This window comes from Streptomyces sp. A0642, from assembly GCF_004795105.1.
Lineage (GTDB): Bacteria > Actinomycetota > Actinomycetes > Streptomycetales > Streptomycetaceae > Streptomyces.
Genome location: NZ_SSBL01000006.1, coordinates 288,646 through 306,461, shown reverse-complemented (window position 1 = coordinate 306,461; position 17,816 = coordinate 288,646). Strand labels below are relative to the sequence as shown.

At 71.3% G+C, this 17,816-nt stretch carries 13 protein-coding genes and 3 pseudogenes; 7 read left to right on the top strand and 9 right to left on the bottom strand.

The annotated features are described in order from the left end of the window. Window positions 1-78: 78 nt before the first annotated feature. A complete protein-coding gene (locus E6R60_RS15060) occupies window positions 79-2,865 on the bottom strand; it encodes a LuxR family transcriptional regulator (RefSeq protein WP_240802563.1) in 2,787 nt (928 codons plus the stop codon). A 1,134-nt stretch (window positions 2,866-3,999) separates the two neighbouring features. Here E6R60_RS15060 and E6R60_RS15050 point away from each other — a divergent pair. Next, window positions 4,000-4,575, top strand: a complete 576-nt coding sequence (locus E6R60_RS15050) for a TetR/AcrR family transcriptional regulator (protein WP_206309413.1) — start codon at window positions 4,000-4,002, stop codon at window positions 4,573-4,575. A 242-nt stretch (window positions 4,576-4,817) separates the two neighbouring features. Then, complete coding sequence (locus E6R60_RS15045; protein ID WP_136327046.1) at window positions 4,818-5,246, top strand: hypothetical protein; 429 nt, start codon at window positions 4,818-4,820, stop codon at window positions 5,244-5,246. A 251-nt stretch (window positions 5,247-5,497) separates the two neighbouring features. Here the strand turns inward: E6R60_RS15045 and E6R60_RS37385 are convergent. After that, a pseudogene (locus E6R60_RS37385) lies at window positions 5,498-5,599 on the bottom strand (dienelactone hydrolase family protein); the annotation flags it as partial. Window positions 5,600-6,092: 493 nt separating this feature from the next. Here E6R60_RS37385 and E6R60_RS15035 point away from each other — a divergent pair. Both E6R60_RS15035 and E6R60_RS15030 read left to right on the top strand, forming a co-directional pair. Next, a complete protein-coding gene (locus E6R60_RS15035) occupies window positions 6,093-6,560 on the top strand; it encodes an SsgA family sporulation/cell division regulator (RefSeq protein ID WP_136327045.1) in 468 nt (155 codons plus the stop codon). Between the two features lie 181 nt (window positions 6,561-6,741). Beyond that, window positions 6,742-7,590, top strand: coding sequence for a Bax inhibitor-1/YccA family protein (locus E6R60_RS15030; RefSeq protein WP_136327044.1), 849 nt, complete (start codon window positions 6,742-6,744; stop codon window positions 7,588-7,590). Window positions 7,591-8,367: 777 nt separating this feature from the next. Here the strand turns inward: E6R60_RS15030 and E6R60_RS15025 are convergent. Beyond that, window positions 8,368-8,961 (bottom strand): DUF308 domain-containing protein, encoded by a 594-nt coding sequence (locus E6R60_RS15025; protein WP_136327043.1) that lies wholly within the window; start codon window positions 8,959-8,961, stop codon window positions 8,368-8,370. Between the two features lie 44 nt (window positions 8,962-9,005). Next, complete coding sequence (locus tag E6R60_RS15020) at window positions 9,006-10,628, bottom strand: tannase/feruloyl esterase family alpha/beta hydrolase (protein WP_136327042.1); 1,623 nt, start codon at window positions 10,626-10,628, stop codon at window positions 9,006-9,008. Between the two features lie 522 nt (window positions 10,629-11,150). Here E6R60_RS15020 and E6R60_RS15015 point away from each other — a divergent pair. Both E6R60_RS15015 and E6R60_RS15005 read left to right on the top strand, forming a co-directional pair. Continuing rightward, window positions 11,151-11,714, top strand: coding sequence for a CGNR zinc finger domain-containing protein (locus tag E6R60_RS15015; protein WP_136327041.1), 564 nt, complete (start codon window positions 11,151-11,153; stop codon window positions 11,712-11,714). 1,082 nt (window positions 11,715-12,796) lie between these two features. Then, complete coding sequence (locus tag E6R60_RS15005) at window positions 12,797-13,339, top strand: hypothetical protein (RefSeq protein WP_206309412.1); 543 nt, start codon at window positions 12,797-12,799, stop codon at window positions 13,337-13,339. Between the two features lie 177 nt (window positions 13,340-13,516). Here E6R60_RS15005 and E6R60_RS15000 read toward each other — a convergent pair whose 3' ends face one another. The 5 genes and pseudogenes from E6R60_RS15000 to E6R60_RS14975 form a co-directional block, all read right to left on the bottom strand. Further along, the gene (locus tag E6R60_RS15000; protein WP_136327040.1) at window positions 13,517-14,116 is read right to left on the bottom strand and encodes a GPP34 family phosphoprotein; all 600 of its coding nucleotides are present in this window, start codon (window positions 14,114-14,116) and stop codon (window positions 13,517-13,519) included. After that, window positions 14,113-14,322 (bottom strand): annotated as a pseudogene (locus E6R60_RS14995) (pyridine nucleotide-disulfide oxidoreductase); the annotation flags it as partial. The gene E6R60_RS15000 and the pseudogene E6R60_RS14995, both read right to left, overlap by 4 nt. A 189-nt stretch (window positions 14,323-14,511) precedes the next feature. Further along, window positions 14,512-14,670 (bottom strand): annotated as a pseudogene (locus tag E6R60_RS14990) (pyridine nucleotide-disulfide oxidoreductase); the annotation flags it as partial. A 390-nt stretch (window positions 14,671-15,060) separates the two neighbouring features. After that, a complete protein-coding gene (locus E6R60_RS14980; RefSeq protein WP_136327037.1) occupies window positions 15,061-15,486 on the bottom strand; it encodes an organic hydroperoxide resistance protein in 426 nt (141 codons plus the stop codon). A gap of 686 nt (window positions 15,487-16,172) precedes the next feature. Continuing rightward, complete coding sequence (locus E6R60_RS14975; RefSeq protein ID WP_168713608.1) at window positions 16,173-16,643, bottom strand: SsgA family sporulation/cell division regulator; 471 nt, start codon at window positions 16,641-16,643, stop codon at window positions 16,173-16,175. A gap of 320 nt (window positions 16,644-16,963) precedes the next feature. Here E6R60_RS14975 and E6R60_RS14970 point away from each other — a divergent pair, with 320 nt between their 5' ends. Continuing rightward, entirely contained in the window at window positions 16,964-17,761 is a 798-nt protein-coding gene (locus tag E6R60_RS14970) for an alpha/beta fold hydrolase (RefSeq protein WP_136327036.1), read from the top strand. Window positions 17,762-17,816: the final 55 nt, after the last annotated feature.

Sequence of the window (17,816 nt, the reverse complement as noted above, 5' to 3'; positions counted from 1 at the left end):
GCGCCCGGACAGTCGGCCGCGCGGCATCACCCGAGAGGCGGGCCCGTCAGCCCGTCGGAGCACCCGCGGGCGGCCCGGTCATCCGGGCCGCCCGTTCTCGTCCGCTCTGAACCTGGCGGCGAGCTGCGCGCGGGACGTGACGTCCATTTTCGGGAAGATCTGATAAAGGTGTGAGGCGACCGTGCGGGGTGACAGGCGCAAGTGCTCCCCGATCGCCCGGTTGGTCAGTCCGCGGGCGGCCAGGCGGGCGATGGTCAGCTGCTGCGGGGACAGCACCTCGGACAGGTCCCCGCCGGCCGTCCGTGCGGCGGCCGCCCCGCCTGTCGCCCTCAGCTCGGAAGCCGCCTGGTCGGCACGGGACCCGGCGCCCAGGGTCCGGAAGACCGACTCCGCCGCGGCCAGCGGAATGCGGGATTCGGTGAGTCGGCGTCGGCGCCTGAGCCAGGCCCCGTAGGCGAACTGGGTCATGCCGTGGAGCAGGGGCCAGGTGGCGGCCCCGGGCCCCAGTGCCCGGTGGTACACGGCCTCGGCCTCGTCGTCCGGGGAGAGGACGGCGGAGGCGTAGTCCAGGGTCCTTCCGAGCAGGGGCGCGCGTCCCGGCCCGGTCACGAGCGCGAAGTGTCCGACGACGGTCCGGGCGTCGTCCGTCTCCCCCGCGGGCGTCGCCGCCTCAGCCAGGAGTGCGAGCCCGCAGTAGTGCTCGAAGGAGTACGGGGCCGTCGCTTCGGCGAAGAGGGACCGCAAGTGCACGTAGGCCTCGGCGTATCGGCCCGCGCCGGACGCGGTAAGGGCGCGGGCCAGGACGGCCAGGCTGAGCTGCCGGGTCTCGCCGAGGCGCAGGGACGCCTCCTCGACCTGCGCGGCGCACTCCAGCGCCTGGTCACCGTGCCCCCGCAGTGCCTCGACGATGCCGCGTGTGCCGGTGGCCCTCGCCGCCCAGTCGGGCTGTTCCGTCCGGGCGGCGATCGTCCCGGCCTCCTCGGCGAGGGCCAGGGTCCCGTCCCACTGCGTGGCGAGCAGGATCTGCCCCATGGCCTTCGGTACGAGGATCTGCGGCAGCCGCCCGTAGCGTCCGCCGGCGCGGAAGGCGGCCTCCGCCTCCGCGAACAACAGGTCCGCTCCGGCGAGGTCGGCGTCGAGATGGGCGACGTGGCCGAGCAGGCTCTCCTCGTCGCCGTCGGGCAGATCCGTCAGGGGCTTCGACGGTGCCGGCGAGGTCACCGGCGGCGGGCCCGTCAGCGCCAGGAGCATGAGGTCGCGCGCGTCACGGGGACCGGACCGGAGGTCCTCGAACGTCGCGCGGATCAGGCGGCGTTCGTCCGGCCCGGACTGCTGCCACCAGCTTCTGCGCGCCGCCGCGTGCAGGAGCTTCTGGGCGAGGGCGGGGTCCTTCGCGGCCACGGCGCGTGCCGCTTCGCACAGTTCGGCGATCCGCCCCCGGCCGACAGCACTGTTTCCCCGGAGCAGTTCGTGGATCCACAGCAGCAGGGCACGGCCCCATGTCCCGAGCTCGGTGGGGTCGATGCGCCGCGCGAGCCGGAGCGCCTGCTCCGGCAGCCCGTGGTCGCACGCGAGCTCGGCCGCGCGCAGCAGTCGGCCCGCCCGGCTCTCCGGCTCCGGGGAGAGGACTCCGGCGGCTTCCAGGGCTGACAGGGCCACGAGCACGCCCGTCCCCGAGCGGGGTCCTGCGGCCAGCGCCTCCAGCCGGCGGGCCAGCTCCTCGTCGGGGGCACCCGCGCACCGGGCCGTGTGCCAGGCCGCGTGCGGGGAGCCGGCGAGGCTCCGCCCGAGGGCCGCGTGGGCGCTCAGGCGGCGGGCCGCCGGCTCCGTGTGCAGGACCACCGGCCGGACCAGAGGCCGGGGGAAGCCCAGCAGCTGTCCCTCCTCGACGACGAGTCCGCGGGCGGCGGTCTCGGCCAGACCGGAGCGGGCGGCGTCCGGACTGCCGAGCAGACGGGAGCTCGCGTCGAGGATGTCCCGTGTGGCCGGGGAGGTGCTCAGCGCGGCGGTGAGGAGCACGGTACGGGCTGCCGCCGACAGCCCTGCCAGGTCCTCCGCGTACGCCTCGGCCAGGCGGGGCGTCGCCGGCAGCATGCCGAAGGCCGCCGTGTCCCCGAGAGGGCCGCTCCCCAGGGAGAGCTCCGTGAGGGCGAGCGGGTTCCCCTCCGCCACGGCGAGCACGAGCTCCTGTTCGGTGTAGCCGGTGGCGCGGCGGGTGCTCGTGACGAGGAGGCGAGCTTGAGGGCCGGGCAGGGCCTCCAGCGTGACCCCGAGTCCGTCGGGGGTGAGCCGGGGGCCGGATGACGACCGCTCGGCGAGGATCATGCCCAGTGGCGTGCCGCCGCCGCGCCGGGCCACGTGGCGCAGGACGTCGCGGGTCGCGGCATCGAGCCGGTCGAAGTCATCGACGCACAGAAGGACCGGCCCCGGTGTCATGTCCAGCAGACTCAGCACGGCTTCGGCCAGCAGCGCGGCGGACGGAACGGCCGCTCCGCCTGTGAACGCGGCGTCCAGCACGAGGCGTTCCGGGTCCGGCAGGCCGTCGAGCCGGGCCAGGCGGGGACGGAGGAGGCTGTGGAGGGCCGCATGGCGCAGGCCCCGCTCGGCGGGCGCCGACGACGTCGACAGCACGCGAATGCCCTGGCGCACGGCCGCCTCCGCGGCGAACCGCAGGAGGGCGGACTTCCCCGTGCCCGGGGCCCCGCGCACGTGGAGCACCTGGCCGCCACGGGGCAGGGCCGCCAGCAGCGCGGCCACCTGTTCCTGTTCCCGCTCGCGGCCGACCAGTTCCCTGTCGTCCGAACCGTTGAGGTCCGGGCCCGCGCCCTTCGGGCGGGCGTCGGCCGATTCGATGCGCGCGCTCACCCGTCAGCTCCCCCATTCGTTCGACCGGCACCGCGAGCATCCGCGAGCCGTCCCGGCAGACCTCCTCCACGGGCGCCCTCCCGCGGACGCCCCCCCACCGGTGCGGAGTCCTGCCGTGGACCCCTGGTTGTCCGGGCGCGCCCCGGGGCGCTTCATCCACCTCTTCCACACCCCCCCACACCTCATCATGCCGGTGTCCAGTAGCGCCGGGGCGCTTCTCCCGTCCCGGCTGCCGTGCAGAGACCGCGAATGCTGACATCGGCTCCGCACGCGAGGCGGCTGAAGACCCATTCGATCGGCCGGCATTCCCCGTGCGTCAGGCAGTTCCACGAAGAGGAGCACAGCCCTGGGGAAGATGACCGGCGAGCCCGCCGGGGCCTGCCGCCGGATTCCCCCGGCATGACGATTCAGTATCTCGCCGACGTGGCAGCCGAACGCGATGAGCGATTCCGCCAGGTGCTCCTGAGTGACGCCTTCCGCGCGAAAGCCGTCGACTATGTCCTCGACCACGGTGCTCTCGGAGCTGCAGTCCAGTTCCGCCCCGCTGATGTCGGCCGCGGTCGCGACGATGGCAGCTGCGTGGCGGGGCGCGCTGCCGGGCTCCAGCGGGGGGGGGTCAGGTGCACCTGCATGTTCGTCCTCGGACTGTCGCCGTCAATGCCGTCGAGGCTAACCGCAGAACATCCGGCCGGGCATGCCCCTGGTCCTGTCGCTGGGGAGTTCGCTCGTACCGCATACGGGCGGTCCTCTCCCGTCCCCGTCGCCCGAAGCGCTGTCCCAGCCGGCCCAAGGTCCGTCCTCCGCAGCAGCGCGAAGCGGAGCAGGGCCGGCCGGACATCCGGCGCCCTGAGCCTCTTCGTCCGGCTGGCGTGTTGTCCGAGTACATCGAACTCCAGGGCAGGTGACCGCCCGTGCGACGAAGTCGCCCCTGCCTCGCCAGGTGTGCAGTCGATCGACTCATGCCTGCGAAGGGTCGCCGGGGCAGAGTCGGGACCGTGGTCCGTTCACTGATATGTAACGCCCCGGGCGCCCGGCAGGCCAGGAGCCGGCCGACCGACTTGATGCTCCAGCCCGCCCCGCACTGCGATCATCACGCCCCCGCGGGACCGAGGACACCGACGAAAGGACCCCGGTGTGGCACGCCCTCGTGCATTCGATACCGACGCGGCCGTGGAACAGGCCATGCACCTGTTCTGGAAGAACGGCTATCACGCCACTGTCGTACCACGGCTGACGGAACTGCTGGGAATCGGCAGTGGCAGCCTGTACGCGGCGTTCGGCTCCAAGGACGGCCTCTACGCCCACGCCCTGAAGCGCTACTGCGACCTCATGATCGCCGCCCTCGACGAGGACGTCCGGGCCGGCTCCGACATCCGTACGGCGGTGCGCGCCATCCTGATCACGATGGTCACCACCGACGCGGCGGACCGGGAACGCGGTTGCCTGCTCGTCAAAGCGACCACCGAGCGGTCGACGCACGACGGCACGGCGGAGCAGGTGCGCGCGACCATGACCGCCATGGAGTCCGTACTCGCCGCGGCGCTGTCCCGCGCCAGGAGCCGGGGAGAACTGCGCGACGAGCACAGCCCTGTGGAACTCGCCCGCTTCCTCGTCACGTTCGTCCAGGGGCTTCGCGTCATGGACCAGGCCCGCGTCGACCGGTCCTTCCTGGAGGCCGCCGTCGCCGGAGCGTTGAAGGTGCTGGACTGATCCGGGCGCAGTCCAGCAGCCCCTGGGGTCCGTCACGGTCACAGAGAGCCTGCCTCCCTGGGGTGAGCGGCCCGGACTGTCCCGGGTCCGTCCGTCATGCGACTGCACCGCCGCCCCTCCCGCCTCTCCCTCCCCCTCGCGTCCACTTTCGAGAAAAGTAACCACCTTGACAGGTGACGTAACAGCGTGGGAGTGTCTCGTCACCGTTCAGAGCAGTTACTTATTGGTGAGGAAGAAGATCCATGGCAGTCGTACGGTTCCATCTCGTCTCCACGCTCAGCCCGCAGGACGTGGTGGGGGTGCTCACCGACTTCGGCCCCTCCCGCGCCACGTCCTGGCCTACGATCGACGCCGAGCACTTCGAGGTCCACGGTCTGGGCGAGACCTGGGCAGAGGTCACCGAGGGCACCGCCGCTGCGTGGGAACGCGCACGCTACGCGTGGGAGCCGGGCGGGGACACCGTCGTCATCACCACCCTCGACTCCAAGCTCTTCGGAGCCGGGGGCGGATGGGTCTTCCGCATGACCCCCGAGGCGGAGGGCACCCGGGTCGACGTCGAACTGACGCGTCAGCCGAGCACGTTCAAGGGCAAGGTGCTGGCCTCGCTGCTTCCTCTCGCCGCCCCCGCGTCCCTGCGCAAGTCCTTCGCGGGCCCGCTCCAGGCCCGGTAACGGCACCCGAGGGCTCCGGTCACGGGTGCCCGAGGATGCGACGACGCAGGGCGTGGGGCCGACAGATCCTGTCGGCCCCACGCCCTGCGTCGTCGCATCCGGCCGCCCGCCGAGAGCAGCGGGCACTGAACGTCCGACCGGAACTCATGGGTGCCCGCACGGCCCTCCCTCACCGCCACCCCCATAAGAACCCGCGGGGACCGGACGGCGCACCCCTCCACGCCCCGAACGGTCCCGCGGCGCCCGGTCCCTCAGAGGGTGCGGCCGAAGAGGGCGAGGAGTTCCGTCCAGTGCCGCTCCGCCGCCTCGGGGTGGTAGGCGGCGGTGTCGGACTGGGTGCATCCGTGGTGCGCGCACCCTTGTAGACCCCGCAGCGGTACGTGAGGCTGCGACCCAGCCGGGCGAGGACGCACCTCTGACGTGTCTGCGGTCGACGGCGACCACGTAGTCGAAGGATCCGGCGAGCGGTTCGCTCTCGAAGGCGGTTCCGTCGACGGAGGGGAAAGGTCATATGCGCCTCCCCCGCCGGACGGCGATGCCCGGTGTACGGCTTCCCTCTTTGATACGTGTCCTACGGCCGACGCCTGCCGTTGCCCTGTGCCATGGCATCGGCATTCCGCCGAAGACGACACCCCGCCCGGCGAGCAGCCGTCCGGTGCAGATGGCCCCACCGGCTTCGGGCCCCGGCAGCCAATTGACTTACGGCACGGCTCGCACGCCGCAATGCTCGCCGTCAACCGCCCCGCGCTCCGTCGCCCTTCGACCGTCAAGTGACCGATGTCCGAGGAGCGGTCGCGACGAAGACTGAGGAACGCAGACTTCGTCCCATGGAGGGGAACCCCTGTCATGTCTCGTGATCAGTCACCACTGCGGGCACCTTCGGCGCCCGGCCTCATACCTCCGCTGCTGCTCGACCTGGACCAGATGCTCGACGAGTTCACCCGGCTTCCGATGCGCGCGAAGTTCAGCTTCGACCCGGACGCGCCCGCGGTGATCACAGTTGAGTTCCTTGCGGAACGGGGTCCCAGTCTCAGCTGGTGCGTCGGCCGTGAACTCCTGCATCTCGGGCTGAGGTCGATGAGCGGCTCCGGCGACGTGCGGATGTGGCCGACGCTGTCCCAGGAGTCGCCCTCGTCCTGGCTGCTCATGGAGTCCGAGGAGGTGGAGGCGCTGTTCGAGGTACCCACCTCCCCCCTCGCCGACTGGCTCGCCGCCACCTACCGCGTCATCCCGTCCGAGGTGGAGATGGACGGCCTGGACTGGGACGGCTTCCTCAGGGAATTGCTCTCGGGGCCGGAAGCGCCGGCCGTGTGACCACCTGTCATGCCCGGCCCGGCGGGACTTGCCTCCCTTAGCGTCACCTGTCAGAGTGGTGACGTCGAGCATGGCCGTCGCCGGTGCGGCGAATTCACCACCGGCATACGTGTGCCGCAACGGGCGCCCGGCGGCAATGGCTGTGCGCAGGCCGCGAGTGCGGCTGACGAGGAGGATTGACGTGAGGACCAGCAACCCGATCTTCTCCCGCTGGGGGACCGCACGAGACGCCGGCAGGGCCGACGCGTACACACGGGTGGCGGCGGTGGGTGCCACCGGCGTCCCGCAGCCGGCCGGCGACTACGGGACCAACCCCTACGCATCGGCCGGCGACGGGGCCGGCAGCACCTCGGTGACCATGGACGACGTCGTCGTCCGCACCGCGACGACCCTCGGGACCGTAGCCCTGACAGCGGTGCTGTCCTGGCTCCTGCTGCCCGTCGACGAGGCCGACATCGGCCGTTCCTACGGGATCGCCGTGGTCGCGGCCTTCGTCGCCTTCGGGCTCTCGATGCTCCAGTCCTTCAAGAGGGCCCCCTCCCCGGCACTCATCCTCGGTTACGCGGCGTTCGAGGGCGTCTTCCTCGGCACTATTTCCAGTGCGACCTCGACCTACATCTCACCGGGCGTCGTCGTCCAGGCGGTGCTCGGTACCTTCGCGGTGTCGGCAGGCGTGCTGATCGCGTACCGGATGCGCTGGATCCGGGTCACCCGGAGGTTCATGGGGTTCGTCGTCGCCGCCGCCACCGGCTTCGTCCTCCTGCTCCTCGCCGACCTCCTCTTCTCCGCCTTCGGCGCGGGTGACGGGCTCGGGTTCCGGAGTGGCGGCCCCGGCATCGCGTTCGGCGTCATCGGCATCCTGCTCGGCGCCGCATTCCTCGCCCTGGACTTCAAGCAGATCGAGGACGCCGTCGCATACGGCGCTCGGCGTGAGGAGGCCTGGCTGGCCGCCTTCGGCCTCACCCTGACGCTCGTGTGGATCTACCTGGAGGTGCTGCGCGTGCTGACGATATTCAACAGCGACAACTGAGTCCTCGGCTCTCCCACGCCACAGGGGCATGCGCACCGCGCATGCCCCTGTGGCGTGCCCGGACATCCGCGCCACGCCCACCGGACCACACACCGGGCCGGGCTCCCGCCTGCGAAGACGCCCCGGCACCTGGAGGAGCAGAGCCCTCCGGACTCGGAGCTCGGGGCTTGCTGCTCCGGGACTCGGGAACTCCGGGGCCCGGGGACTCCGGGACTCCGGACCTCCAGGAGTCCGGACCTCCGGACCTCCGGGTGCTCCATGCCTCGGCGCTCCGGGGCTCGGGGGCGCCAGGACTCCGGCGGCCGTGTCCGATCTCCGAAACCTCCCGGGCAAAGTCGCCTGCGCCGCCCGGCCGGGTCCTCAGGGCGGTCCCGCGGTATCGGACTTGGCGGCCCTGGCGGCTTCTGCCGGCTCGTCCGCCGAAGCCATTTCCCGCGCCCCATCGCTGCGGCCCCCGGGGAGGACCTGGAACGCCGACACGTATCAGGACGGCTGCGGAGACGGCGGTCGGCGCGTACTCCCGCCCCGCCCCGCCACACAGCATCATTCCCCGCCCGGCGGTCCGCCGGGCGGGGGTCGCAACGGGCCGGATCGGCACGGAGCGGCCGGGACGAGCTGCCCTTCCTGGACCGGGAAGCGCCGTGCTCGCGCGCCTCGGCCGCACTCCTTCTCGTACCGGGCGCGAGGAGCGCACTCTTCGGGCCGGTGCCAGGCACGCCGAAGTCCCGGCCCGCGCCTGGTGGCGCGGACCGGGACTGTACCGGCAGGGGCTGGTGCTCAGACGGTCCGGGTGTTCAGCCGGCGGTTCTTCCACGCCAGCAGGAGTGCCTGGGCGATGAAGAACACTCCACCGCCCGTCGCGTAGACCGAAAGCACGTCGAGCGAGGGAGCGTCGCCCGCAGCCTGGATGTTGTAGAAGACACCGACGACGAAGGAGAGTCCGCCCGAGATCAACGTCGGCCACTGCCTGCCGAATTCAGGGCCACGGCGGCGCAGTCCGACGAGCACCTGGGCGGCACCGGAGACGACGGCCCAGGTGCCGAACACATGGAGCACCGGTGCCTCGCCGCCCACGCCTGCGCTACCGACCGCGAGGGCGGCCAGGGTGCTGAGCACCCCGTTGAACGCGATGACCCGGCGTTCCGGACCGTCGGAGGTCGCGCGATGGTCGACCAGCGAGGACACCGCGTCGATCAACGGGTAGGCGACGAGCAGCGTGATCGCCACGGCGTCGACCTCCGCGTGTGCTCCGGCGAACGCCACGGCCCAGGCCACGGCAAGGACGCCGCGGCCCAGGTACAGCGCCGGCAGGGAGGAGCGCGTGCACCTCGCCGCCGTGTCGGCGGCCGGCGTCACTGTCTGCGTACTCATGATGGTTCGGACCTCTCTCGGGTCAGGGCGGAGCGTCGGCCAGGTCAGTGACGAGGCGGGGCGGTGCAGCGGAGGCTGGAGGCGACAGCCGGGTCGCCCTGGCCGTCGTAGCGGGACACCTGGGGGTAGCTGCACAGATCGCGGCTGACCTGTGCGCCTTCGTCGTTGACGAGCGTCGCGGGCAGCACCCGGGGCGCCTTGCCCTGCTCGACCCACTTGGTCAGGGCGGCGAGACCATCGGCGGTACCGTCACTGCCGTTGAGACCGCAGTGGTTGGTGCCGGGTGCGAGGAAGAGCCGGTAGAAGTCGTCGACCTTCTTCGAACCGCCCATGGTGCGCTCGACCTGGTCGCGGTACGCCACGGTGCCCTGGGTGGGGATGTACTGGTCGGCCTGGCCGTGCCAGGTCAGCAGCTTGCCGCCGGACGCACGGAAGCCGGACAGGTCCGGGTCGTCCGTGCCGATGACCTCGTCGAACTCGGCCTGGGACTGCTTGAACAGCTGGGTGAACCGGCTGTAGGTGATCGTCGAGACGTCGAAGGCCGGATCCTTCTTCAGCCAGTACGAGACCCAGAAGGCCGGGACCGCGAAGGGTGCTCCCTCGACGTTGCCGTCGGCGTCGGGTCCGGTGGTGGCCGCCAGGCCCTTCAGGTCGGCGCCGACCGGGACGCCCGACCAGAGCTTCGTGCCGGAGGCGGTGCGCGGCCCGTCCCAGATCTTGCGGACGACGGCAGCGTCGGCCGCCGTGATGGTCAGCTCCCTGCCCTTGCAGACGACCTTGGTGCCGATCAGCCTGCGGGGGTCGAAGGTGCACTTCTCGGGGTCGTTGACCAGGCCGTCCTTCACACCGTCGAGCCTGTCGCAGGCCTTGACGGCAGCGGTGGTGAAGGCGTCCAGCTCGCAGTCGGCCGGATAGGTCTTCTCGTTGTTCATGACCACCTGCGGCCACAGGGTGGCGACCTCGAACTCGTCCCAGTTGATCGCGGGCGCGTCGGCGAGGATGCCGTCGTAATCGTCCGGGTAGCGCTGGGCTTCCATGTAGCCCTGGCGCCCGCCGGTGGAACAGCCGGTGAAGTACGAGTAGGAGGCGCGCTCGGCATAGACGGAGGCGACGACCTCCTTGCCGACGACGGCGGCCTCGTGCTGCGAGCGGGAGGCGAAGTTCTTCAGCTTGGCACGGTCGACCTGCCCGTTGCCGTTCAATGCCCAGCTGACGTCCACGACGTCACCGACGCCGGCGTCCGTGGTGGTCACGGCGTAGCCGTTCTTGACCGCGGCGCCCATGCCTACACCGTTGTCCCCGGCCGCGTAGGCGCTGCCGCCGAGCGCCTGGAAGCGGCCGTTCCAGCCGCTCTCGGGCAGCCAGGTCTGCACCTTGGCGTGGTCGCCGCCATCCGGGTGGGTGAGGGTGACGGTGACCTCGCAGTAGGCGGGGACGCCGGAGACGGAACCGCCCAGGAGACCGGTGCCGTTGACGGTGCCGCCTGGCCGGCGGACCGCCGTCACGGATTCCACCTCGGTGCCGGCCGGAGCCTTCAGGGACATGGATGTGCAGGGGGACGGAGCGGACGCGGTCGAGTTCAGGGGTGCTGCCGACGCGGTCGGCAGGTACACCGCCGCAGCCAGCGGCACACCGGCCGCGAGGACAGTCAGGATGTGCTTCTTCATGGGATTCCGTTCGAGAAGTAGGTGTGACGCCCCGCAGCGACGACACATGTGCCTGCTGCCGAGGGAGACGGTCGGCCGGTCCACGGGCTCGTCCGGACCCTGTCCGTGTGTGCCTCCGTGGTGGGTGCGCGGCCCGAGCCAGGCTCGTTCCGCGAAGACTGATCCGGACCATATCACCGGTTAAACAGGTGACGGAAGTAGGTGATGCGATTCGGCACCCGCGGCGGGTTGCCGCCGACCGATTCCCACCCTCGACGAATACCGGAGAGGCGACAACAGTCAGTTGACTGATCGCGGCCCGGGGGACGACTGAAGCCGACCGTCATCGGAGGGGGCGACAGCCCCCACCCTCCCGGAGCCCGGCGACGTGATGCGTCCCGTGCCGTACGATCCCGGGCAGGGCCCCGCAGGGCCGTCTCCGCCGGCCCCGAAGGGCGCCCCGAGGGTCGCTGTTCGCGGCAGGGCACGGTCCGGACGGGCTGATCCTTGCGCCCGACCGGAGTCACCTGTCAAAATGGTGACGTGAATCTTAGCCATGTTTTCGCCTGCGGACATCCGGCCCTCGACTTCGCCGCCACCCTCCGGGCCCGGCGGTCGACGCGGTTCGAGATGTTCGTGACCCCGGAGCGGCTGAACGCCTGGTACGTGGAGTCCGGGCTGGTGGACGCGATCACCCCGGGCGACGAGGAGGGACTGCAGGCGGCCAAGGTCGTGCGCGAGGCCCTCTACCGGCTGATCACCGACCGCCGCCTCGGGGAGGAGTTCGAACGGGAGGCGCTGGCCGTGGTCAACGGCGCCGCCCGCGGGACCCCCGTCACCCCGCAGCTCACGGTGACGGGCCGGTTCACCGAAGCCACGCCCGAACAGGCCCTGGCAACGGTCGCCCGACAGGCCGTCGAACTCCTCAGCGGCCCGGACGTCCCGCTGATGAAGGAATGCGGCAACCCCGAGTGCACGCGCGTCTACGTCGACCGGTCCAGGGGCATGCGGCGCCATTGGTGCGGCATGGCGTCCTGCGGCAACAAGTACAAGGCCGCCGCCTACCGCGCACGCAAGAAGTCGGCGTCCGCCGTCGCCGGTGGATGACTCGCCCGGCCTGACGACGGGACCGCCGGCGGTCCGAGTGGGGACCCGGCCCGTCGGCGACGGGCGGCCTCCGCCCGCGGCCCCGGGACCGTGGCCGGGCTTGGGATGCCGCTTGCTCCGCGTGCGGAGGCCGCCGTGCTGGTCACGCATGGCCACAACGACCACATGCCACGGCCGAACACCTGCGCGCCCTGTACGGGGTGCCCGTCCTGATGCACCAGGACGTTACGGCGCACACACGCCGCGAACACCTTGACCTGGTGGCCGTCGGACAGGTGCTCCTGCGGAGCGGCCGAGGGCTCCCCTTGGCCGTGCACGCCCTGTGTGCCGGAGACACCGCCACGTACCGGAATCCGAGCCGCAGGCCTTCCCGGTGCCGGGCCCCCCTCGCTCTGCCGGGCAGCCCTTCGCCCGTGCACACACCAGGTCACACAGACGGCCACTGCGCCTGTCGCCTGCCCGCGAGCGGCATCCTGGTCACGGGGAACGCTCTGGTCACCGGGCATCCCACGTCGTGGATCAGCGGACCGCAGCTGCTGCCCGCGACGTCCCACTCCGACCGCTCCCGAGCCCTCGCACCCTGGCCCTGATCGAGCGCCTTGATGGGAACGTGGTGCTCCCCAGCCACGGACCTGCGCACCACGGCCCGGTCGGTCCGGCTTCTCTGAGGGGCCGCGAACGCAGCGCCAGTTGAGCGACCGCCCCTCCCTCGCACGCCGCCCGGACGGTGGACGGCCGCGACCCACACCTGACCGGCGAGCGGGTCGTACCGGGGGACGGGCACGGGCGCGCCGGTCGGCTGTGCCCTACCCGGCACACACGGACGGGTGGGGACAGGTACGGCCGTGGGTGGTTCGACGACACATTTGCCGGGCATTCCGTCCGGCAGGATCCCTTGCCGACGGGTGCCACGTGCGGCGGGCGGTTGAAGAAGACCCGACACCAGCTACATGCTCGGGCGCATCGGCGCTTATCGTGAAGGTGAACATGCCCCGCCACGGCCCGGTGCAGATACTTTCGGCACGGAGCCTCTGCGTGGGTACCGTGCGCAACATCGTTCATATCGAGGGAGTGAATCGGTTGTGACCAGCAAGTCAGCCGCCCCGCTCCGATCGCGGTTGGTGGAACAAGCCGCGTCGGACCTGGAGGAGAACCGTCGTCGACAGCAGGAGCTCGCGGACGGGATCACGGTGTTGAAGCAGGAGGAGGCCCTCCTGACGGACATCCTGAGCCTCGCCGAGCGGTACCGCGGCTTCGCGGACCCGTCACGACTGCCCGAGCAGTTGCAGGACGAGCCCGCCGTCACCAAGACGAAGCGGACGGCTGCCAAGTCCTCCTCCCGGCGCCCGGCCGGCAGCACCGATGCGGCGAAGGCCGGCGCGAAGGGGAAGTCGCGCCGTCCCCTGCTCGGTGACCTGCTGATCGAACTGCTCGGCAAACATCACGAGCCCCGCCTCGCGAAGGAACTGCGGGACGAACTCCTGGAGAAGCACCCGGACCGCGACCCGACGCCGCAGGTGGTGCGGAACACTCTTGAGTCCCTGGTCGCGAAGGGACGCATCCAGCGCCACAAGCAGCAGCGCACGGTCATGTACACCCTGGTCGAGAAGCAGCCCGCCGGCTGATACGTCCATGCGTCCGCGCGCGGGCCTGCTCCGGTACGCACAGCAGCAGACCCGCGAGCGTCGTCCGCCCTGCGGGCCGCACGGGGAACTCGCGGGTGTGTGCCTGACCCGACGGCAGGCACACATACGTGCGAAGCGGGCTGCCGGGGCAGGATGTTCGAGTGCCCGCCCGAACCGCTACCCGCGCCAGATGTTGTCGAACGCGCTGCCCTCCACGTCCCGGCGCAGCCGTACGGCCTCCAGCTCCGTCACCGCGTCCCCGACGGCCGCCAGCACTGTGACGACCGCGTCCCCGAGGCTCTCACCGGCATCCGCCGGGGCCTCCCCCGCCCCCAGAACGGTTGTGAGAGCGGCCAGGACGGGCTCACCCGAGGCCACCCGTTCCTCCGCCGCGCGCCACTCCGGCGAGTCGGCCGGGGCGGACCGATCCGGCCGTGGGTGCCATCCGTGCCCGCGCGGTGACGCGAGGAGTCCGGCCTCTTCCAGGTCCTCGGCGTAGGCGGAGGCGAGTGCGCCGCCGCGGCGCCACAGCCAGTCCCCGACCGTTTCGTGGGGTTCGCTCCGGTCCAGTGAGTCGAGTGCCCGGTCGAGCAGGCGGTCGCCGGTCGCCATGCGCGGACCGGGCACCATGCTGTCGCCCTCCAGGGTCAACGCTCCGCAGGTCAGCAGGTCGACCGCTTCGGCCCCTGCGAGCGCGAGGGCGAGGTCCCCCCGCCCCACGGCCGGGCCGGCTGTCCGGCCCAGGACGACGAGCGCCAGATCGCGTGCTGTGGTCATGAATTGCTCCTCTTCTCCAGGAGGCGCAGCCACACCTCGCTGATCGTGGGGAATGCGGGTACGGCGTGCCGGAGGCGCCCGACCGGTACCTCCGCGGTGACGGCCACGGTGGCCGCGTACAGGAGTTCGGCAACGCCCGGTCCGGCGAAGGTGGCACCGACGACGACCTGACGGTCCCGGTCGATGAGGATACGGGCCCTGCCCCGCTAGGGCGTGTTTCGAAAGTAGCGCCGTCCGCCCGGAGGGCGGGCTCGGCGGCGCCTGGTGCGTGCGATCGCAAGGCGGAGGGTCGCCCCGATACTGGTTGTATCGGGGCGATCCCGACAACGCGGCGAGTGTGCGTGCCAGGCGCCGCCGAGCAGGCGGGGCTTTCGAAACACGCCCTAACCGGGGCGGTACGGGAGCGCGCCCGCCAGATGGCCGATCTCGTCATCGACGACCTCGACGGCGTGGCCGGTCCGCTCGGCCTCCAGGACCGTGAGGCCAACGGAGGCGACCTCGGGATCGATGAAGACGACGGACGGCGCAGCCTCGTTGTCTGCCGTGCCGCTGTGCGGAACGAGTGCTGACACATCACGGCCGCCACCACTGACGTTCGTTTCGCAGTGCGGCCGCGGGGCCGTCCGTCACAGGAAACTGGAGGCGGGCGGCCCGTACCCCAGAAGGACCGCGCTCTCCGCCCAGTTCCACACCTGGGTGTCGGTCGGCCGGCCCCGCGCGCCGGGGCGGGGCGCGCCAGGGCCGGACCGCTCGCCCGAGCCGGCCGGGACCGGACCGGCCTCGGTCGGACGCGACTGTCCGGGGTCTGCGGCATGCGTGTGCGTCGTCCGAGCCATGTCCTGCCCTCGCGCTTCGATAGGTGTGGTGGGTACGGCGATGAGATGGGGGGCGGGCCCCGTGCAGACACATGGAGGGGGCACGGGACCCGCGGCCCCGGGGGCTGATCAGGCGGCCGCGGCCGTGAGGGTGACGGGGATGTTGCCGCGCGTGGCCTTGGAGTACGGGCAGATCTGGTGTGCCGCGTGGGCGAGTTCCTCGGCGGTGGCCTGGTCCACGCCGCCGAGGACGGGGGCCAGGACCGCGGAGAGCGAGAACTCGCCGTCATCGCCGTGGGTGAGGGTGATCTCCGCCGTGATGGTCGTGCTGGTCAGCCGGACCTTGCGCACGGAGGCCGCTCGGCGCAGCGCCCCGAGAAAGCAGGCTGCCCAGCCGGCGGCGAGCAGCTGCTCGGGATTGGTCGCGGTTCCGGCCCCTCCGAGCTCCTTGGGGAGAGCAAGCCCGGTCTCCAGCAGGCCGTCGGAGGAGACGGCGTGACCGCCGTTCCTGCCCTCTCCGTCGACGTCGACAACGGCGGTGTAGCTGACTGCCATGACTGTTGCTCCCCATCTGGTTCAAAGGTTTCGGGCACCTCCTGACCGCGACACTCCTGCGTCACCGGTTGAGGCGGTGACGCAATCATTGCAGCATCCAGCGTCACCAGTCAAGGCGGTGATTATGTAGGGCCATACTGTTTTCTCACATGTGCGCAGGAGCCGCACCGCCCCTCCCGTACGGGCCGGCTCGGCGTGCCGATCACCGACACACGTATGAAGGAGCTCTCCGGGGCGCCCCGGGACGAGGAGGGCAGAGCTCGCCGCTCTCGCGAGCGCGCAGGAGCGTTCGATGAGACGCTCAGCGAAGGCGCCCAGCGGGGGGCGTGGGCTCGTGCGGACGGTGGCCCGGGAGGGGGGCCGACCCTTTCACCGACAGGCGCATGACGAGTCCGTCGCCCGTGCGGCCGCCCTCACATCAGGGAAGTGCGCGGGGACGGCCGACCCGTTCCTGCGGCCGGGCGGGCCAATTGATCCTCCTGGCCGCAGGAGTCCCTCACTTATGCAACGTGGCGGCCCCGCGCTGGGTTCACCGTGGGCGCGAGAAGGTCGGCCGGACGGCGAACGGGCCGCGGAGTAGGTGCCGAGTACCGCCACCGGTTTCGAGTGCCGCCCCGGCCGACGTAGTCAGTCGCCTGCGCTCCGTGCGCAGTGAGTCAGTCAGTCAGTGTTCCGTGCGCAGTCAGTCAGTCCGACGGTGTTCCGTGCGCAGGCAGCAGGTCCGCGGTGGCCACGTCCCAGTCGATTCCGGCGAGCTCGCGACCTGCGGGAACGAGTTCGTAGGTGTGTCCCAGCCACTCGGCCAGCGGGGCCACGGGCAGCTCGAACAGAGCCGCCATGTCACCCGAGGCCAGCTGAAGCCAGACCGTTGCCCGGTCCTCGAGGGGCGACGGCCACATCTGCACGTCACCCAGGCCGCTCATCGAGTACAGCCCCTGCTGAAGGAGATCACGCCCGATGCGCCACAGAACCCGCGGGCCGCCTTCCACGAGGAACTCCACGCACACGACCAGGGGTGACTTGGAGTCGAAGAGGAACTCCGCCCGGATCGCCTGCCGGGCATGGACGTCCAGCACCCGCTCTATTCCGAGGATCAGCCCGAGGTGGTCGTGCGGCGCCGAACGGGGGGCTTGGACAGCTGGTTGGTCGGCGCTCATGACGGGTGGATCCTTTCCTCTGCGAATGCTGGCTCGACCCACTTTCCCTGCCGCGCGACTGTCGTACATAAGTAACTTGACCGTCCCGCGTCGCCCGATACGACGGCGCTGACCACAAGAAGCGACTGATGTATGGACACATGCCCGCCTCGGTGTATTGCGGGAGTGGGGTCTTCACCGAGGACCGGCACCGCCGCCCCAGGGCAGCGCTGCCCACATTCAGTCATTCGACTGTCGCCTCCGGCCCGGGGCTGGACGACCCTGAGACCTGTCGCCCGTGTCCAGGAGCCGGGCGGTCCCCCAGCTCGGAGGAACCAGCCGTGAACCGTACTCCCGTCGTCTTCATCCATGGTGCGTGGCTGGACGCACTGTCCTGGGAGGCATGGGCGGAACGCTTCGCCAGAAGGGGATTCCTCGCATTCCCCCCCGGCGGGCCTGGGGAGGACTCCGCCTCCCTTCGGGTCCGCGCCTTCCCGGAGCGGCCCGAGGACGCCGGTCTCGGCGCACTGAGGGACCACTACGCCGCGATCGTGCGGTCGTTCGACGTCGCCCCGGTGATCATCGGCCACTCCGTGGGCGGTCTCATCGCGCAGCACCTGATCGGCGCCGACCTCGGCCGGGCCGCGGTGGCCATCGCTTCCCTCCCGGTCGACGGCGTCCCGATGCCCGCATCCGTACGGCCGTTGTGGACCCCCGACGGTGCCGAGCGGCTGGTGTCCCTGTCAGCGGAGCAGTTCCACCGCGTCTTCGCCAATACGGTCGAGCGGCGGGAGTCCGACCGGCTCCACGAGCGCTACGCCGTGCCGGTAGCACGCCGGCTGCTCGCCGATCTGCCAGCCGCCGGTGAGGGAGGCGAGCCGCTCACGCCGGCGGACGTCGCCACCACGGGCCGTGGACCGCTTCTGCTGATCTCGGGGCAGGAGGACCGGCTCGTGCCCGACTCCGTCACCAGGTCGGTCTACAAGGCGTACGGGGACTCGACGGCTGTGACGGAGCTGAAGCAGTTCGCGGACCGCGGCCACTCCCTGGTCATCGACAGCGGCTGGCGTTTCGTCGCCGACTACGTCCTCGGCTGGCTCGACGCCCACGGAGTCCGCGCCCTGCCCGACGGGAGCTGAACGCACGACGACCGACGGACAGGCACCCGCTGAGGTCCCGCCGTCGGCCGCGGCA

Coding starts and splice junctions, on each gene's coding strand:
- E6R60_RS15035 (WP_136327045.1), top strand. CDS start 6,093: ATGTCTCGTGATCAGTCACCACTGCGGGCACCTTCGGCGCCCGGCCTC.
- E6R60_RS14975 (WP_168713608.1), bottom strand. CDS start 16,643: ATGAGCGCCGACCAACCAGCTGTCCAAGCCCCCCGTTCGGCGCCGCAC.
- E6R60_RS14980 (WP_136327037.1), bottom strand. CDS start 15,486: ATGGCAGTCAGCTACACCGCCGTTGTCGACGTCGACGGAGAGGGCAGG.
- E6R60_RS15020 (WP_136327042.1), bottom strand. CDS start 10,628: ATGAAGAAGCACATCCTGACTGTCCTCGCGGCCGGTGTGCCGCTGGCT.
- E6R60_RS15025 (WP_136327043.1), bottom strand. CDS start 8,961: ATGAGTACGCAGACAGTGACGCCGGCCGCCGACACGGCGGCGAGGTGC.
- E6R60_RS15045 (WP_136327046.1), top strand. CDS start 4,818: ATGGCAGTCGTACGGTTCCATCTCGTCTCCACGCTCAGCCCGCAGGAC.
- E6R60_RS15000 (WP_136327040.1), bottom strand. CDS start 14,116: ATGACCACAGCACGCGATCTGGCGCTCGTCGTCCTGGGCCGGACAGCC.